The 15,093-nt window shown below is 65.3% G+C and carries 17 protein-coding genes and 1 riboswitch; of the genes, 12 read left to right on the forward strand and 5 right to left on the reverse strand.

What is annotated here, in order from left to right:
* Nucleotides 1–562: 562 nt before the first annotated feature.
* Nucleotides 563–1,168 (forward strand): hypothetical protein, encoded by a 606-nt coding sequence (locus ACYU0X_RS03695; RefSeq protein WP_309408653.1) that lies wholly within the window; start codon nucleotides 563–565, stop codon nucleotides 1,166–1,168.
* 7 nt (nucleotides 1,169–1,175) lie between these two features.
* On the opposite strand, the gene purU is transcribed toward ACYU0X_RS03695, so the two are convergent.
* Both purU and ACYU0X_RS03705 read right to left on the reverse strand, forming a co-directional pair.
* A complete protein-coding gene (purU, locus tag ACYU0X_RS03700; RefSeq protein ID WP_461902155.1) occupies nucleotides 1,176–2,021 on the reverse strand; it encodes a formyltetrahydrofolate deformylase in 846 nt (281 codons plus the stop codon).
* Nucleotides 2,022–2,117: 96 nt separating this feature from the next.
* Nucleotides 2,118–3,230 carry an NAD(P)-binding domain-containing protein gene (locus ACYU0X_RS03705; protein ID WP_461902156.1) on the reverse strand — a complete coding sequence of 371 codons (1,113 nt, stop codon included), beginning with the start codon at nucleotides 3,228–3,230 and terminating at the stop codon, nucleotides 2,118–2,120.
* Between the two features lie 46 nt (nucleotides 3,231–3,276).
* A riboswitch (ZMP/ZTP riboswitch) is annotated at nucleotides 3,277–3,362 on the forward strand.
* A gap of 18 nt (nucleotides 3,363–3,380) precedes the next feature.
* Between ACYU0X_RS03705 and ACYU0X_RS03710 the strand changes: the two genes are divergently transcribed.
* The 5 genes from ACYU0X_RS03710 to ACYU0X_RS03730 all read left to right on the forward strand — a co-directional run bounded on the left by ACYU0X_RS03710 (nucleotide 3,381) and on the right by ACYU0X_RS03730 (nucleotide 7,154).
* Nucleotides 3,381–4,259, forward strand: coding sequence for a bifunctional methylenetetrahydrofolate dehydrogenase/methenyltetrahydrofolate cyclohydrolase (locus ACYU0X_RS03710; protein WP_461902157.1), 879 nt, complete (start codon nucleotides 3,381–3,383; stop codon nucleotides 4,257–4,259).
* Between the two features lie 133 nt (nucleotides 4,260–4,392).
* Nucleotides 4,393–5,523: a sensor histidine kinase gene (locus ACYU0X_RS03715; RefSeq protein WP_461902158.1), complete on the forward strand. Its 1,131-nt coding sequence runs from the start codon at nucleotides 4,393–4,395 to the stop codon at nucleotides 5,521–5,523.
* Nucleotides 5,516–6,220 (forward strand): response regulator, encoded by a 705-nt coding sequence (locus ACYU0X_RS03720; protein ID WP_461902159.1) that lies wholly within the window; start codon nucleotides 5,516–5,518, stop codon nucleotides 6,218–6,220. Before ACYU0X_RS03715 ends, ACYU0X_RS03720 begins: the two co-directional genes overlap by 8 nt.
* A 158-nt stretch (nucleotides 6,221–6,378) precedes the next feature.
* Nucleotides 6,379–6,663 carry an SHOCT domain-containing protein gene (locus ACYU0X_RS03725; RefSeq protein WP_418908481.1) on the forward strand — a complete coding sequence of 95 codons (285 nt, stop codon included), beginning with the start codon at nucleotides 6,379–6,381 and terminating at the stop codon, nucleotides 6,661–6,663.
* An 89-nt stretch (nucleotides 6,664–6,752) separates the two neighbouring features.
* Nucleotides 6,753–7,154 carry a VOC family protein gene (locus ACYU0X_RS03730; RefSeq protein WP_309408638.1) on the forward strand — a complete coding sequence of 134 codons (402 nt, stop codon included), beginning with the start codon at nucleotides 6,753–6,755 and terminating at the stop codon, nucleotides 7,152–7,154.
* A gap of 59 nt (nucleotides 7,155–7,213) precedes the next feature.
* Here ACYU0X_RS03730 and ACYU0X_RS03735 read toward each other — a convergent pair whose 3' ends face one another.
* Together ACYU0X_RS03735 and ACYU0X_RS03740 are read right to left on the reverse strand one after the other, a co-directional pair.
* Nucleotides 7,214–7,867 carry a response regulator gene (locus ACYU0X_RS03735; RefSeq protein WP_418908482.1) on the reverse strand — a complete coding sequence of 218 codons (654 nt, stop codon included), beginning with the start codon at nucleotides 7,865–7,867 and terminating at the stop codon, nucleotides 7,214–7,216.
* Entirely contained in the window at nucleotides 7,864–9,144 is a 1,281-nt protein-coding gene (locus tag ACYU0X_RS03740; protein WP_418908483.1) for a sensor histidine kinase, read from the reverse strand. Before ACYU0X_RS03740 ends, ACYU0X_RS03735 begins: the two co-directional genes overlap by 4 nt.
* Before the next feature lie 108 nt (nucleotides 9,145–9,252).
* Between ACYU0X_RS03740 and ACYU0X_RS03745 the strand changes: the two genes are divergently transcribed.
* From ACYU0X_RS03745 to ACYU0X_RS03770, 6 genes are all read left to right on the forward strand, one after another.
* A complete protein-coding gene (locus tag ACYU0X_RS03745) occupies nucleotides 9,253–10,104 on the forward strand; it encodes a GAP family protein (protein WP_418908484.1) in 852 nt (283 codons plus the stop codon).
* Between the two features lie 109 nt (nucleotides 10,105–10,213).
* Complete coding sequence (locus tag ACYU0X_RS03750) at nucleotides 10,214–10,717, forward strand: hypothetical protein (protein WP_309408630.1); 504 nt, start codon at nucleotides 10,214–10,216, stop codon at nucleotides 10,715–10,717.
* 69 nt (nucleotides 10,718–10,786) lie between these two features.
* Nucleotides 10,787–11,629: an exodeoxyribonuclease III gene (locus tag ACYU0X_RS03755; protein WP_418908485.1), complete on the forward strand. Its 843-nt coding sequence runs from the start codon at nucleotides 10,787–10,789 to the stop codon at nucleotides 11,627–11,629.
* Between the two features lie 9 nt (nucleotides 11,630–11,638).
* A complete protein-coding gene (gene trpS / locus ACYU0X_RS03760) occupies nucleotides 11,639–12,655 on the forward strand; it encodes a tryptophan--tRNA ligase (RefSeq protein ID WP_418908486.1) in 1,017 nt (338 codons plus the stop codon).
* A 23-nt stretch (nucleotides 12,656–12,678) separates the two neighbouring features.
* Nucleotides 12,679–13,200 carry a 2'-5' RNA ligase family protein gene (locus ACYU0X_RS03765; RefSeq protein WP_418908487.1) on the forward strand — a complete coding sequence of 174 codons (522 nt, stop codon included), beginning with the start codon at nucleotides 12,679–12,681 and terminating at the stop codon, nucleotides 13,198–13,200.
* 112 nt (nucleotides 13,201–13,312) lie between these two features.
* On the forward strand, nucleotides 13,313–14,443 hold the full coding sequence (locus ACYU0X_RS03770) for an alanine--glyoxylate aminotransferase family protein (protein ID WP_418908488.1): 1,131 nt from the start codon (nucleotides 13,313–13,315) through the stop codon (nucleotides 14,441–14,443).
* Between the two features lie 2 nt (nucleotides 14,444–14,445).
* On the opposite strand, the gene ACYU0X_RS03775 is transcribed toward ACYU0X_RS03770, so the two are convergent.
* The gene (locus tag ACYU0X_RS03775) at nucleotides 14,446–14,991 is read right to left on the reverse strand and encodes a mycothiol transferase (protein WP_461902774.1); all 546 of its coding nucleotides are present in this window, start codon (nucleotides 14,989–14,991) and stop codon (nucleotides 14,446–14,448) included.
* Nucleotides 14,992–15,093: the final 102 nt, after the last annotated feature.

Below are 15,093 nucleotides of genomic sequence, written 5' to 3' on the forward strand. Positions count from 1 at the left end.
TTATGCGGTGAGTCCATCAGATCATGAGGCGAGTGAAGGTGCCGGGGTTCACGGCGCGTGTCGAACCGTTGGCATTTTTGAATTCCGCCCGGTGGGCCTTGGTGCTCTACGATACGACGCGCAGCACGCACCAAGCCACCGCGAGGAGGGAGCCGAGTAGTGCTGCGTATATAACAGCAATTCGCCGTTGCCCGGAGCGCCGAGCAGCGCGCAGGTCGTCATAGTGAATGGGCCGAGGATCGTCGCACATCGAATGCTGGTAACGTTCGAATTCGGAACCCAGAGCCAAGCAACGTGAGCAGCAACCGCAGGCATAGTGACTCGGCGGCTCATAGCTAATGACCGCGAAGGCGCCGACGATAAGCACTACCGCAGCAAGTGCGCCGAGAATCAGCGTGAGCGCGCCAGGAGTCACTGTGTCCGCCCCTTCACGGCGTTTTCTCTCCGTTCCATTGACTTTTAGCCTAAGTAAGCAACGTGACTAGCAGGTGAATGACCTGTAAATGAGCTCCCAAAGCTCGGTAGGGTGTAACAAATACCGCCGATGGATGCTGGGAGGATCATGAGCAACGACAAAATCTACGATGATACCCGGACTAGGGTTTTGCCATGGGGAGCGGCCTCCTGCGTGCTGGTAGGTCCACAAAGCGGGCCCGAAATAGACCGACTTCGACGAATCTCCGGAGGGATTAGCCGCATCGGAGTGCCGATCCGGCTAATCCTCGGCGGTCTGGCTGGCTTGATTGTCTCGCTCCTCTTGCCCGCTTTCAGGGGCGACCCGCAAATCATGACGGCTGCGCTTATTGGGTTCGGCGTGATGGTACTGGGTGCAGGTTGGATCGCGTTATCCGGAAGGGCTCAGCGTTCCGCGCTAGGCGCGGTGGAGCAGGCCGAGTACTTCATGCCCGTCGCGGTGCAGGGATTCGTCCGCCCGGCGGTTCGAGTTCCCGCCGACTGGGTGGAAGAAGAACCGAAGCTACTCTTGCGTTGGTACGGTGCGCTCTCGGCCGCGGAGCAGGCCGAAGCGGAACTCGCTGGGACCTCGCAGACGGCGTCGAACGAAAAATTGCGTAGCCATTTGGCTGAGGAGCTTCGGCGGTACCGCGACGACGAACAGCGGCTGTGGCGCAGCCTACAACGCCGCAACGCATCAGATAACGACGGGTGAAATTCGTTCAGGAGAACACGATGGTGCGCTGACCGTCGAGCATCACCCGGTGTTCGGCATGCCACTGTACGGCGCGGCTCAGGGTGCGGCCCTCGACGCTGCGGCCCAACGCGACGAGCTGCGCCGGGGTGCGCTGATGGGTCACAGAGGTGACCTCCTGGTCGATAATTGGGCCCTCGTCGAGGTCGGCGGTGACATAGTGGGCGGTGGCTCCGATGAGCTTTACACCGCGTGCATGGGCCTGATGGTAGGGCTTTGCCCCCTTAAAGGAGGGCAGGAAGGAATGGTGGATGTTGATCACGCGACCGGCCATGCGTTCGCAGAGCCCGTCGGAGAGAATCTGCATGTAGCGGGCGAGCACCACCAGTTCGATTTGGTAGTCGTCGGCCAGCTTTAGCAGTTCGGCCTCCGCCTGCTGCTTGTTTTGCGGTGTGACCGGCAGGTGCACGAAGTCCACACCATAGAACTCGGCCATCGGCTGCAAGTCCAGGTGGTTGGAAACGATCACCGGCACGTCGATGGCCAGCGTGCCGGCACGCTGGGCGAAGAGTAGATCGTTGAGCGCATGCCCGGCCTTGGAGCACATGATCATCGTGCGGGTGCGCGCGCTTGCGTCGTTGACCTGCAGGCTCATGGCGAACTCGTCGCGCGTGGGGGCCAGCGCGGCCCGCACCTGCTCGAGCGACTGTTCGGTGGCCACCTCGATACGCATGAAGAAGGTGTTTGAATCGGGCGATTCGTACTGTTGTGACTCGGTGATATTGCATCCTGCGCCGAGTAGACCGCCGGAGATGGCATGCACAATGCCGGGTCGATCTTGGCAGGACAGGGTCACGATGTACTGATTGCTCATGGTTTCTAAAGGTACGCATCCCGGTGCGCGGGCGCCACTTGGTTGCCGAAGATCACAATGCAGGCGCTCCCTTGGTGCGCATCAGGCGCCGCGGTTTTAGTCGCCGACGCCGGCGGGTACCGCCAGTCGCTCGCCGTACGGGGTGTGCGGATCGTCGGGTAGCAACCCGCCGTCGCGCAACTGCGCAAAGGCGGCAAGCGCGGCCTGCCGGCCAGCCCGCGTCGCACCCAGTGTCGACGCCGAGGCCCCATAGCCGACGAAGTAGAGCCCCGGGGCTTCGAGTGCCTGAACGGTATCTACCGCGATGCCTCCGTGTTCGGTGCGCAGATGCAACTCCTTGAGATGTTCGAGCGCCGGACGGAAACCGGTGGCCCAGAGCACCGCGTCGAGAGGCTCATAGCTGCCATCGGCAAAATACACCCCGTCGGCATCGAAATGGTCGATGCGGCCGCGGCTGTCCATCCACCCGGCGTCGATGGCTTGGCGCATGGGTCCGGTCAGCGCCAGACCGGTGTGTGAGACGACCGAGCCGGCCGGTAGCCCGCGCCGGGTCCGAGCCCGTACGTCGGCCTCCACCCGCAGTCCCCATTGCCCGGTGAATTCTCGCCACTCCAGTGGGCGTCGCGTGGAGAGGATCGTCTGTGCCCCGGCGGCGCGCAGGGACAGGATGAATTGGGTGGCGCTGGCTCCGCCTCCGACGACGAGCACCCGCTGCCCGGTGAATTCGGTGGAGGAGACGAAATCGTGGGTGTGCAGTTGGCGGCCCGCGAAGTGCCCTGGGTAGCTTGGCCAGAAGGGGCGGTCCCAGGTTCCGGTGGCGTTGATGAGCGACACCGCGGTGTAGTTGCGTGTGTCGGTGTGTAGCTCGAAGCCGCCGTCGACGCTTCGGGTGACCGAGCGGACGGGCACCCCGTGTAATACCGGCAGCTCAAAGCGGCGCTCGTAGTCGGCGTAATATTCGGAGACTACTTCGGCGGCTGGACGGCTTGGATCCGGGTCGCTCAGCGGCAGGCCGGGCAGCGGGTGGATGCCGTGGGCATCGCCGAGGCGTAGCTCCTGCCAGCGGTGTTGCCAGGCGCCGCCGGGGCCAGCGTTGGCATCCAGCACTAAAAAGTCGAGATATGGACGTAGCCCTTTGCGCCGCAAATGCCAGGCCGCGGAGAGTCCGGCCTGGCCGGCGCCGATCACAATCACCGGAAAAGTTGACACGTCTATTACAACATCGGGACGGGGCCGGGCATTCCCGTTAGAATGATCTGGACAGCGTGACTGGCGTGAGGTGGAGCCACCACCGGGGAGCGAATCACATGGCCGCGCGGACCGCCCGCCTGGGTCCGGGCCACAAACCACGGGTGAGATATGACAGCACAGATTTTGGACGGCAAGGCCACCGCGGCCGCCATCAAGCAGGAACTGACCGAACGTGTCGCGGCCCTGACCGCGGCCGGCGCCACCCCAGGACTGGGCACCATCCTGGTCGGCAACGATCCCGGGTCGGCATGGTACGTCGGCGGGAAACACAAGGACTGCGCCGAGGTGGGCATCAACTCCATCCGCGTCGACCTGCCCGAAGAAACCACGCAGGAAGAACTGCTGGCCAAGGTGCGCGAATTGAACGAGGACCCGGCCTGTACCGGGTACATCGTCCAGCTGCCGCTACCGGCCCATATCGACACCGATGCAGTCCTCGAGGCCATGGATCCGGAGAAGGACGCCGACGGGCTACACCCGATGAACCTCGGCCGCCTCGTGGCCAACGTGAATAAGCCGCTGACCAGCCCCGCGCCCTGCACCCCGGCCGGCTGCGTCGAACTGCTGGCGCGCCACGATATCGACCTCAAGGGCAAGCATGTGCTGGTGATCGGTCGCGGCGTGACCATCGGCCGTCCGGTGGGTCTGCTGCTCACCCGACGTGCGGTCAACGCCACCGTCACCCTGGCCCACACCGGCACCACCAACCTGCCCGAGCTACTGGGCGAGGCAGACGTCGTCATCGCCGCCGCCGGCAGCGCGCACATGGTTAAGGCCGCAGATCTGAAGTCCGGAGCAATCGTGCTCGACGTAGGTGTTTCGCGCGTGGACGGGAAGGTGACCGGCGATGTGGAGCCGGCCGCACGCGAGGTGGCCTCCTGGCTGTCGCCGAACCCCGGCGGTGTGGGGCCGATGACCCGCGCGATGCTGCTGGCTAACGTGGTGCAGGCCGCCGAACGCACCGCCGGCCTGGTGGTCCACCAGTAAGAGCCTTTCGCCGCGCTCTCGCGCGGACGTGATGATTTGATGGCGGCGTACTCCTCGGGGAGTACGCCGCCTTCGTATATCTGCACCCGCCGGGCACTGCCCGTTGCGCCGCGGGAACGGTAGTCTTCGGGGCATGAGCACCCGTCAACGCGCCGTGTGGTGGCTACCGCTGCTGATCCTCACCATCGTGCTGACCGGAAGTTTCTTCGCTGCCCGACGACAGGACGCGGAGCTTTCGCTCCCAGCCGTCCTTATCTTGCTGGCCAGTGCTGGGCTACTCGCCGCCCGACGTCGCGCCCCCGGATATATGGTGGCCGCAATTGGGGTACTCACCGGCGCATATCTGGTGGCGGCCAGTAGCGCCGGACTCGATAGTGGATTTGTCTACGGTCCTTTCGCCTTGCCGCTGATCATCGCTCTGGTTCTAGCCATCCACGCCGGGGCACGCTGGTGGGCCTGGGGGACCGGCGCCGGATGCGCCTTGCTGGTGGGGATCATGGCCAGCCTGCATGGGGCACCGGTCGGCGCCTGGTTCGCGGTGATCTGGATTCTGCTGATCCTATTGGCGGCCGAGTTGGCGCGCAGCGCACGGATGCGGCGACGGCAGTCCGCGGCGGCTGCCATCGCCCGCGTGGAACACCAGCGTGACGAACAGCGACTGATGCTGGCCCGCGATATTCACGACGTCGTCGCCCACAGCCTGTCGATGATTCACGTCCAAGCCTCGGTGGCCCTGCACCTAGCCGGCAAGGACCCGGACCCGCAGCGCATGGCCCAGGCCTTGCGCGAGATCAAGGCCGGATCCAGCCAGGCGCTCGCCGAGGTGCGGCAGGTGCTGGCGGTGTTGCGGCAGGATGCCCCGCTGGCCCCGGGCGGACGACTACGGCAATTGCCGGAGCTGGTCGAGTCGGTACGTGGCGAATGGCTCGATGTGCAATTGCAGATGCCGGCCGACCCCGGTGCCGATTGGCTCAATGAACGCGCCGAGCACGCCCTGTATCGGGCGGTGCAGGAGGGGCTGACCAACGTGCTGCGTCATGCCAAGGCCAGCCATGCCCAAGTGCAGCTGAGCGTCGATGAGCATCAGGCGCTCCTTGAGGTGCGCGATGACGGCATCGGGCTCGGCGACAGTGTCCCGGGCAACGGCCTGCGCTGGCTGGGCGAACGTGTCCGCGCCCTCGGCGGGGAGGTCGAGCTGAGAACGACGGACCCCGGTACGCTACTACGTGTGCGCCTGACCCGGAAGGAACTGCCCGATGAGTGAACAGCCCACGGCACACGCGCCGCTCGGGGTGCTGGTCGTCGACGATCAGTCGCTCATCCGCGCCGGGTTCGCCGCGCTGCTCGACGCGGAAGACGACATGCGCGTCCTGGGGCAGGCCGCCGACGGGGACCAAGCGGTGCGCATGGCCCGGGCATTGCACCCGCAGATCGTGCTCATGGACATACGGATGCCCGGCACCGACGGAATCACCGCGGCCGCGACGATCAGCGCCGACCCGACCCTGTCGCAGACCCGCATCATCATGCTCACCACCTTCGAACATGAAGAGTACATTCTCGCCGCGATCCGGGCCGGGGCCAGCGGATTCCTCGTCAAAGACACCGAACCGGAGGACTTGATCCAGGCCGTGCGGGTGGTCGCCAGCGGCGATTCCTTGCTCTCCCCGTCGGTGACCCGCACCCTGTTGGCCCAGGTGGCGGCCTCCCGCGAACGGCAGACGCCGCAGGCCGCGCAGCAGTTGGATGCCCTCACCGAGCGGGAACGGGAGGTGCTGGCGCTGGTGGGTACCGGGCGCACCAACGCGGAGATCGCCGCGGCACTGTTTATCACCCCGTTGACCGCGAAAACCCATGTCTCGCGGATCCTCGGGAAAACCGGGATCCGTGACCGCACCGGGTTGGTGGTGCTGGCCTATGAGAGCGGTCTGCTCACCCCGGGGCAGAGCGAGGAGAGCTGAGCCTGCTTCCGTGCGCACCCGCCCGGTCTGCCCGGGGAGTAGCAGAGCCGGTCAGATTGTCTCCTCACGGCCGACCCGGGCCGCCGGCTCTCCGGCGCACAGTGGAGTTAAGGCTCGACCGGACAGTGGCCGAGCGATAACTCAAGGAGTGAGAGACGATGTCCATCATGATCGGCACCTTTGCACAGGCCCTGCCGCTGGCCCACCCCTATATGGGCGGCCCAGCCGGTGGCCCGGGCTGGTTCTTCCTGTTCATGCCGTTGCTGTGGATTCTGATCATCGGCACGGTGGTGTTCCTGATTCGCCGTAGCGGCTTTCGCCGCGACCTACATCAGGCCGCCGCTTCGGCCGAAGGCGTATTGCGTGAACGCTATGCCCGCGGCGAGGTCGACGAAACCGAGTACCGGCAGCGCCTAGAAGTGCTCCGCGCCCCGCGCCGCTAGCTCACCGGAGCCGCACCGTCGGCGGGCGACGACCCGTCGGCGGTGCATTCCCTGTGAGGGCCTATCGCCCAACGGGGACGATGGGCATAATGGGTAGCACCGCAACACCGCGCTCGATGGCAAAGGTGGAGAACATGATCGGCACATGGCATGCACTGGTAATCGACTGTGAAGACCCGGATCGGCTGGCAAGGTTCTACGAGTCCCTGCTGGGCATGATCAGGGTGGACAATGAGCCCGAATGGGTGAGCATCGGCGATGCTCCGGACCGGCCCGCGCTGGCGTTTCAAGCGGTCAGCCCCTACGTGGCCCCCGAATGGCCCGGGCATCTACACCCGCAGCAGGCGCATATCGACGTGCGCGTCAAGGACCTGGATATCGCCGAAACCGAGGTGTTGGCGCTCGGTGCCCGCGCTACCGGCGAGGGGAATAAGACCTTCCGGGTGTACCTCGATCCGCAGAACCACCCATTCTGTCTCGTCAGTTGGTAACGGCAGGATCGTGGGCTGGGTAAGCCCAGCCCACGATCGGCGCAATCGCAACGGGGTACCTAACGAAGTTGCGTGAAGGCGATGCGTGCGGCTTGCAATCGTGAGTCGACATGCAGTTTGGCCATCACCCGCGACACATGGGTTTTGACGGTGCTTTCACCGATGCCCAGCCGCTGGGCCAACTGTGGGTTGCTCAAGCCCTCACCCAATCCACGCAGTACCTCGAGCTCCCGGTCGGTCAACGTTTCAAGCGATTCGGCCGGAGCAGAGTGCTCACCGGCGGCCGGGACATTGGCCATGGCCTGCGCCACCACCCGGGCGGTGACCTCGGGGGCCAGCACCGATTGGCCACGGGCCGCACGGCGTAGTGCGTCGAGGATGTGCTCCGGCGCGGCGCTTTTGAGCAAGAAGCCGTGCGCGCCGGCCTGTAACGCGCCGAAGAGATACTCGTCATCATCGAAGGTGGTTAGCACGAGCACCCGAGCGGTTTCGGCGGCGACGATGGCCCGGGTGGCTGCGATACCGTCGAGCACCGGCATGCGCAGGTCCATCAGCACCACCGCGGGTCGCAGGGCCGCGGCCATGGCAATGGCCTGACGTCCGTCGGCGGCTTCACCCAGCACACTCAGGTCCGCGGCGCCCTGCACGATCAGCCGTAGTCCCATGCGGACCGTGCTGTGGTCATCGACGATCAGTACCCCGTCGGCGCTCATCGTTCCTCCTCCGGGTTGGGGTTGCCAAGTTCCACCAGAACGCTAAAGCGCTCGCCGGTGAGCACCTGCACGGATCCGGATAGTGCCCGTGCCCGGGTGCGGATATTTGCCAGGCCGGTGCCGGCCCCGACGCTCGTGCTGGACGATGCCTGCAGGTCACCGGCCGCTGCGGGCGAGCCATCCGCAGAAGGTAGTTCGTTGCTCGCCTTTAGACAGACGCGCGGACCCTCGACGTGCAGGCGCAACTGCAGCAGCGTATCTGGGGCATGCTTGGCGTGGTTGACGAGCAGCTCGCGCAGGGTGCGGTGAGTTGCGCTTTGCACCGCCGGGTCAAGGCCGTCACCGGGGTCGCCGGACTGTTCAAAGTCGATGCGCTGCCCGGCCGCCCGATACGACTCGACGAGCTCGGCCGTGTCGGCCAGCGTACTGCGCAGGGCCGAGGAGGAGCCGGAATGCAGCATCCGCACCATCGCGGTCATCTCCTCCAACCCGGCCACCGCCTCCTGCCGGATGGTCTGCAGCGCGTGTTCCTGCTCGGTATCTCGTGCGGAGGAGGATGACCCGCCGTGTTCCGTATCGCGTGCAGCAGGTAGCAATGCCGCCGAGAGCAAAGCGATGGCCGAAAACCGGGCGGAGAGCACGTCGTGCATTTCGCGGGCCAGCGCGGTGCGTTCGGCGGTGACGGTGGCCCGATGCTCAACGGTCAGCATTTGCTCGCGGGCCTGCGCGGCCGTTTCAAGCGCCGCAGCCCGCTCACCTTCGGCGCGCGCCAGCTCGGTGGCCGTGCGCACGCTTTCAGCCCAGGTCATCGGGGTGAACACCAGGAACCCTGAGGTCAGCAGCGCCAGCACCGGTGCGTCGGCGCGCTGGGTTTCGGAGAAGGCCAATGCCGCCAGCGTCGTGGAGCCGATGATGCCCAGCACCAGTGTCCAGCGGCGCAGCCGAGGGCCACCGAGCAGAAAAATACTGAAGATGGATTCGAAGACGAGGAAATAGCCACCGATGCTACCGCCAAGAAGCAGCAGGGCGGCCGCGAGAAGTTGCAGCAGGGCGCTGAGTAGCACGTAACGGCGGCGCACCAGAATCGCCGCGGAGCCACCCAGAATCAGCACCGGCCACCACGGGCTCAGCCATTCGTAGCCCGTCTGGGGTGAATTCACCAGCCCGCTGAGTTGCAGCAGCGCGGTAAGAAGCACGTAGAGCAACGCAGCCTGGGGTTCCTGGTCGCTGCTGGCTAGCCGCGTGCGGAGTTTGGCGGCGGAGATGAAGCTGGACACGTGCCCAGCATGCCGTAGGTAGACAGGTGATTGCGTCCTCCTTAAGTAGGACGCGCTGGTGGACGAATGCCGGATGTGCCGCGTCTAGAGCTGTCAGAGGCTGAGGCTATGGACGTTTTGAATCAGGCAACCCCGCTCACCTTGGTGCTACTCGCGCTGGTTGACGCCACGAGCATCGGCACCTTGATCATTCCTATCTGGTTGCTGTTGCGTCGCGATTATCGGCGGGCCGTGCCGCGGGTGCTGCTCTACCTGGGGATGATTGCCGTATTTTATTGGTGCGTCGGATTGCTGCTTCGCTCCGGGGTGCGCTTGGGTCTAAACGCCCTTCCAGAGTCGGTGCTCGACTCGCCTGCGCTCCGAATTTTGGCCGTCATCCTCGGCGCCGGCATGTTGGCGTGGTCCCTGATGGTGCGGGATCCGGCGAAGGACGAGGCATCGGCACACGCCGAGCGGCGACCAGGCGGGAACCGCACATTGAAGCAGGACGCCGACCACGCGCGGCAGCGCGGCACCTTCGCCGGCGGGCAGCGTGAGGGGGTCCTGCAACAGAAGGTAGAGCTACCCCGGAGGTTGCGGCACCGGGTGGACCGGGCGCTGGATAGCAAACTCGGCCTGCTGATCCTCGCGGTGGTGGCCGGAGTGCTGGAACTGCCGACGATGTTGCCCTATCTGGGGGCCATGTCGGCGCTTGCACACAGTGGTTGGGCCGACGCCACACAGATTCTGGCCCTGGGCGGCTACTGCGTGGTGATGGTGTTGCCGGCCGTCGTACTCACCCTGGCCCGTCAGATGTTGGGGGCGAAACTGGAGGCGCCGCTGCGCCGCTGGGGTGCGAAGTTGAGCCGGATGGCGCGGGAGTCACTGCCCTGGATCGTGGGGATCGCCGGCTTCTTCCTGCTGCGGTGGGCGTTGAACGGGGTAGACATCGGTGAGCTGCTCGATCGGGTGGGCCTCTGAGCAAGCCAGAGGGCGCCTAGGCGCTGGTCGAGGACGGGCGCTGAGCTGTGGGCGAACCAGCACCGCGGCAATTAGCCAGTGGTGGCGCGGCGGTGAGATAATCGGGAGCATGGAACCACTTGGCAGCGGCGCGTCGAAGGACCGCAAAATCACCCTGAATGCATCGAGCTTGGCTATGGCCGTCATGGTCATCGTGCTATTGGTGGCCGTGGTGTTCGCGGCCAACTCCAATCAGGTGGTTGGTTGGTTTGTGGTGGCGATCTCCGCCGGCTGGCTCTTGCTCTCGCTCTTTTTGGTGTTCGGTCTCAAGCGCGGCGCCGATAAGATCAACTCCTCGCTGAGGGAAGCCACCGCGGCCGCAGCCGGACGGGCCCAGCCGGCCAGCACCGTCGTCATTGACGAGGCCACCAGCCAGCGCGATATGAAGCTGGATCACTCCTTCAAGATCGTCCAGGTGCAGGCGAAGGTCATTGCCGATGAACGCGCCAAGGGCGAGGACGGTTCGGCAGAGATGATCGACCGTGCGCTGGACACCATCGCGATGACCGCGTCGAACGCCCGAGATATGCTCAAGCCGCAGTCGAACCCGATCGACGGCGAAATTATTAACTAATCCTGTTTATTACCCCTCGACGCAACGTTCTGCACGGACGTTGCGTCGACTGTTTTGTAAGGTGGAGACGTGATACCTACCAGCGTGGAAATTTTGGGCAAGCTCGACGGCGCGGTGCGCGTGGCCTCGGTTAACGTCAACGGCATCCGTGCCGCCTATAAGCGCAATATGGCTGACTGGGTGGCCGCGCGTGACGTGGACGTGCTGTGCCTGCAGGAGGTGCGCGCCCCCGACGCCGTGGTGCGCGAGCTGATCGGCGAAGGCTGGCATATTCTGCACGCCGAAGCCGCCGCCAAGGGCCGCGCCGGGGTTGCGATTCTCTCCCGCAACGAGCCGGTGGCCACCCGCGGCGACATCGGTGATGAGTACTTCGCCGACGCCGGCCGATGGGTGGAAGCGGACTTCTCCATGCCGGATGGCTCGACCCTTTGCGTGGTCTCGGCCTATGTGCACTCCGGGGAGCTGGGCACCGACAAGCAGGTCGATAAGTACCGTTTTCTGGACCGGATGATCGTACGGTTGGCCGAGCTGAAGGCCGAGAAGGATCATGTGGTGGTCGTGGGCGACTTGAACGTCGTGCACACCGAGAAAGACATTAAGAACTGGAAGCCGAACCACAATAAGCGGGCCGGCGTGATGGATGAAGAGATCGCCTACTTCGACCGCTTCTTCGGCGACGAGATCGGCTACAAGGACGTGGCCCGGGAGCTGGCCGGCGATGAGCAGGGCCCGTACACCTGGTGGTCCTTCCGCGGGCAGGCCTTCGACAACAACGCTGGCTGGCGCATCGACTACCAGATGGCCACCCCCGAGCTTGCCGCCAAGGCCATTAAGTCGCACGTCGACCGGGCGTCGGCCTACGACCTGCGCTTCTCTGACCACGCACCGCTGGTCGTCGACTACCAGTTCTAAGGAAGATTCATGAGCAAACCCCGCGTCCTTTCGGGCATGCAGCCCTCCGGTGACTCGTTGCACCTGGGCAACTACCTCGGCGCCCTGGTGAACTGGGTGAAAACCCAGGATGCCTACGACGCCTTCTTCTTCATCCCCGATATGCACGCGATCACCGTGGAGCAAGATCCGGCGGCCTTGCGCGCCCGCACCCGGAAGACCGCCGCGCAGTTCATCGCCGGCGGGATCGACCTGGATAAGTCCACGCTGTTCGTGCAGTCCCAGGTGCCCGAGCACGCCCAGCTGGCGTGGGTGCTCAACTGCCTGACCGGTTACGGCGAGGCCAGCCGGATGACCCAGTTCAAGGACAAGTCCGCCAAGGGCGGGGCCGAGAACTCCTCCGTGGGTCTGTTCACCTATCCGGTGCTGATGGCCGCAGATATTCTGCTGTACCAGCCCGAGGGGGTGCCGGTGGGCGACGACCAGCGCCAGCATGTGGAACTGGCTCGCACCCTGGCGCAGCGCTTCAACCACCGCTTCGGGCAGACCTTCGTGGTGCCCAAGGCGCAGATCCCCACCGAGGGTGCGCGCATCTACGACCTGCAGAATCCGACGAGCAAAATGTCGAAGTCCGCGGCCTCGCCGAACGGCCTGATCAACGTGCTCGACGAGCCGAAGGTGATCGCTAAGCGGATCAAGTCGGCGGTGACCGATACCGACACGGTGATCGCCTACGACAAGGAAAATAAGCCCGGGGTGTCGAACCTGCTGGACATTCTGGCGGCGGTCACCGACCGCCAGGTGCCTCAGCTGGTGGCCGAGTTCGAGGGCAAAATGTATGGGCACCTGAAGGTGGCGGTGGCCGAGGCCGTCGTCGAACGCCTCACCCCGGTGCGTGAGCGCACCCTTGAGCTGCTCGATGACCCGGCCGAACTGGATCGCTTGCTGCTGCACGGCGCCGCGAAGGCCCGCGAAGTCGCCGGTGCCACGCTCAACGAGGTCTACCAGAAGGTTGGCTTCCTGCCGCCGTTGGGAAGCCTCAGCTAGGCGTGAGCGCACCGGAGCACACCGTGAGAGACGACCCCCGGTTTACGCTGGGGGTCGTTATCGGTGTGCCCGAACCACAGTTGGCCGAGCTGCGCGCGTGGCGCCGCGAGTTCGGGGGACCGGCCACCGAACCCATCGCCCCGCATATCACCCTGATCTCCGGGGTGCACACCGCCGGGTGGGGGCCAGCGGCCGCGCATGTGCAGCAGGTCGCGACGCAGACCACCGGCTTCGAGGTGCGGTTGGGGCCCGGGGCCGCCAGTTTCCGCCCGGCCAGCCAGGTGGTGTACTTGCCGCTTTCCGGTGGTGCGGAGCAGTGCCGCGCCTTGCATCGTCGGCTGGTGGGCGACTATCTGCAGCACACCTCGGCCTTCGCCTATCACCCGCATCTGACCATTGCCCAAAATGTGCCCGACGAGCGCCTCGATGCCGCGCTCCAGGCCTTGCGGGGGGTGCGCATGAGTTTTGCGGTGGAACATATCGACCTGTTCGACACCGGGGTGGGGCACTGGTCCCTGGTGCAGCGCCTGCCCCTGGGGAACTAATCCGGATTTCTCGCGCCCTGCCGCGCCCGGGCGAAAGATTTGGCAGAATCTAAGAGTACGGGCCCGACCCGTGACATTCTTCGAATTCGTACCGAGCGTTGGAGGCCCGTAGATGACCTTGCCCCATGAGAATATCGACCCCGATGGCCTGCTCGAGTATTCGGTGGTGTTTACCGACCGCTCGCTGAACCACATGTCGGTCCGTTTTATTGGCGTGATGCAGCAGCTGCTCGCCGACTTCCGTGAGACCTATCAGGCACACTCGGTGGCGATCGTCCCCGGTGGCGGGACCTATGCGATGGAGGCCGTCGCCCGTCAATTGGCCACCGACAAGCAGGTGCTGGTGGTACGCAATGGGCTCTTTTCCTTCCGCTGGTCGCAGATTCTGCAAAGTGGCGGCATCACCGACCGAGTGCAGGTCGCCGCGGCACGACCGGTGGAGGATTCGGCCCAGCCGGCCTACGCACCGGTGCCGATTGCCGAGGTAACCGAGCAGATTCGCACCCAGCGTCCCGCGGTGGTCTTCGCCCCGCATGTGGAGACCGCGGCCGGGCTGCAGCTGCCCGCGGACTACCTGCGTGAGTTGGCCGCAGCCGTACATGAGGTCGACGGGCTGCTGGTACTGGATTGCATTGCCTCCGGGGCCTCCTGGGTATCGATGGCAGACACCGGTGTGGACGTGCTTATTTCGGCCCCGCAGAAGGGCTGGAGCGGCACCCCGTGCGCCGGCTACGTGATGCTCTCCGAAGCCGCGGAGCGGGCCGTGAAAGCCTCGCAGTCCACGAGCTTCGCCCTCGATCTGGTGAAGTGGTTGTCCATCGCCGAGGAGTATCGGGACGGGCGCGCGGCCTATCACGCCACCATGCCCACCGACTCGCTGGCGCATAACGCCCAACTGATGCAGGAAGCCAAGACGATCGGGCTGGAGCGGCTGCGCGAGGCACAGCAGGAGCTGGGTACTGAAGTGCGCAAGCTCCTTGCGGCCCATGGATTCCGCTCGGTGGCGGCCGATGGTTTCGCCGCACCCAGCGTGGTGGTGAGCTACACCAACGACCCGGCGGTACGCACCGGGGCGGCCTTCAAACAGGCCGGCCTTCAGGTCGCGGCCGGGGTCCCGCTGCAGGTGGGGGAGGGCGAGGACTTCTCGAGCTTCCGTGTTGGCCTGTTCGGTTTGGATAAGCTCACCGACGTGGCCGGCACGGTGCAACGCTTGGCACAGGGGCTGGAGCGCGCCGGGCTGTAGGGCTAGCCCTCAGCGGCGGTCAGTTCCGCCGCGCTGGCCCCGTCGATGGACTCACGGAGGATATCGGCGTGGCCAGCGTGCCGGGCGACCTCCGTGGCCAGATGTTGCCAGACCCAACGCCCGGTGACGAACGGGCCGCTGCCTGGCCACTGATGATCGCCGAGAGGGATGTCGACGGCCAGATCGAAAAGCCCCGGCCCTTCGGTGCGCACAAAGTCGATCACCCGATCGAGCTGTGCGAGCACCTCGTCGGCCGGCATGTGCCCCAGATCCTCGCTGCCCGCATACATTTGGCTGAAGCCGATGCGGGCGCTGAGCTGCGGGATCTCCTGCGCGGCCACCGGCTCCGGGGCGCGTTCGGCGGCCAGGAGCCAACCGTGGACCACCTGGGCACTGTGTAGCGCGAGCCCGGAGAGGGATAGCGCGCTGACGGTGGGTCGGCTAGCGGCTTGGGCGGTGGAAAGCCCCTGCAGCGCCGCACGCAGCTGCGTCAGTTCGTGAATGATCAACACTGGGAAGTCTTCATCGCTGGCGAAGGGCGGGGGCATCAGGTTCACGGGTGGATCCTTTCGGCTAGTGTCCGGTGATCCCGAGGCTAGCGTCATCCATAGTTCCTGCCAAGGGTGCAGCGAGCCGAGCGCGGCAAGGTA

The sequence above is a fragment of the Glutamicibacter sp. X7 genome, from assembly GCF_054889245.1.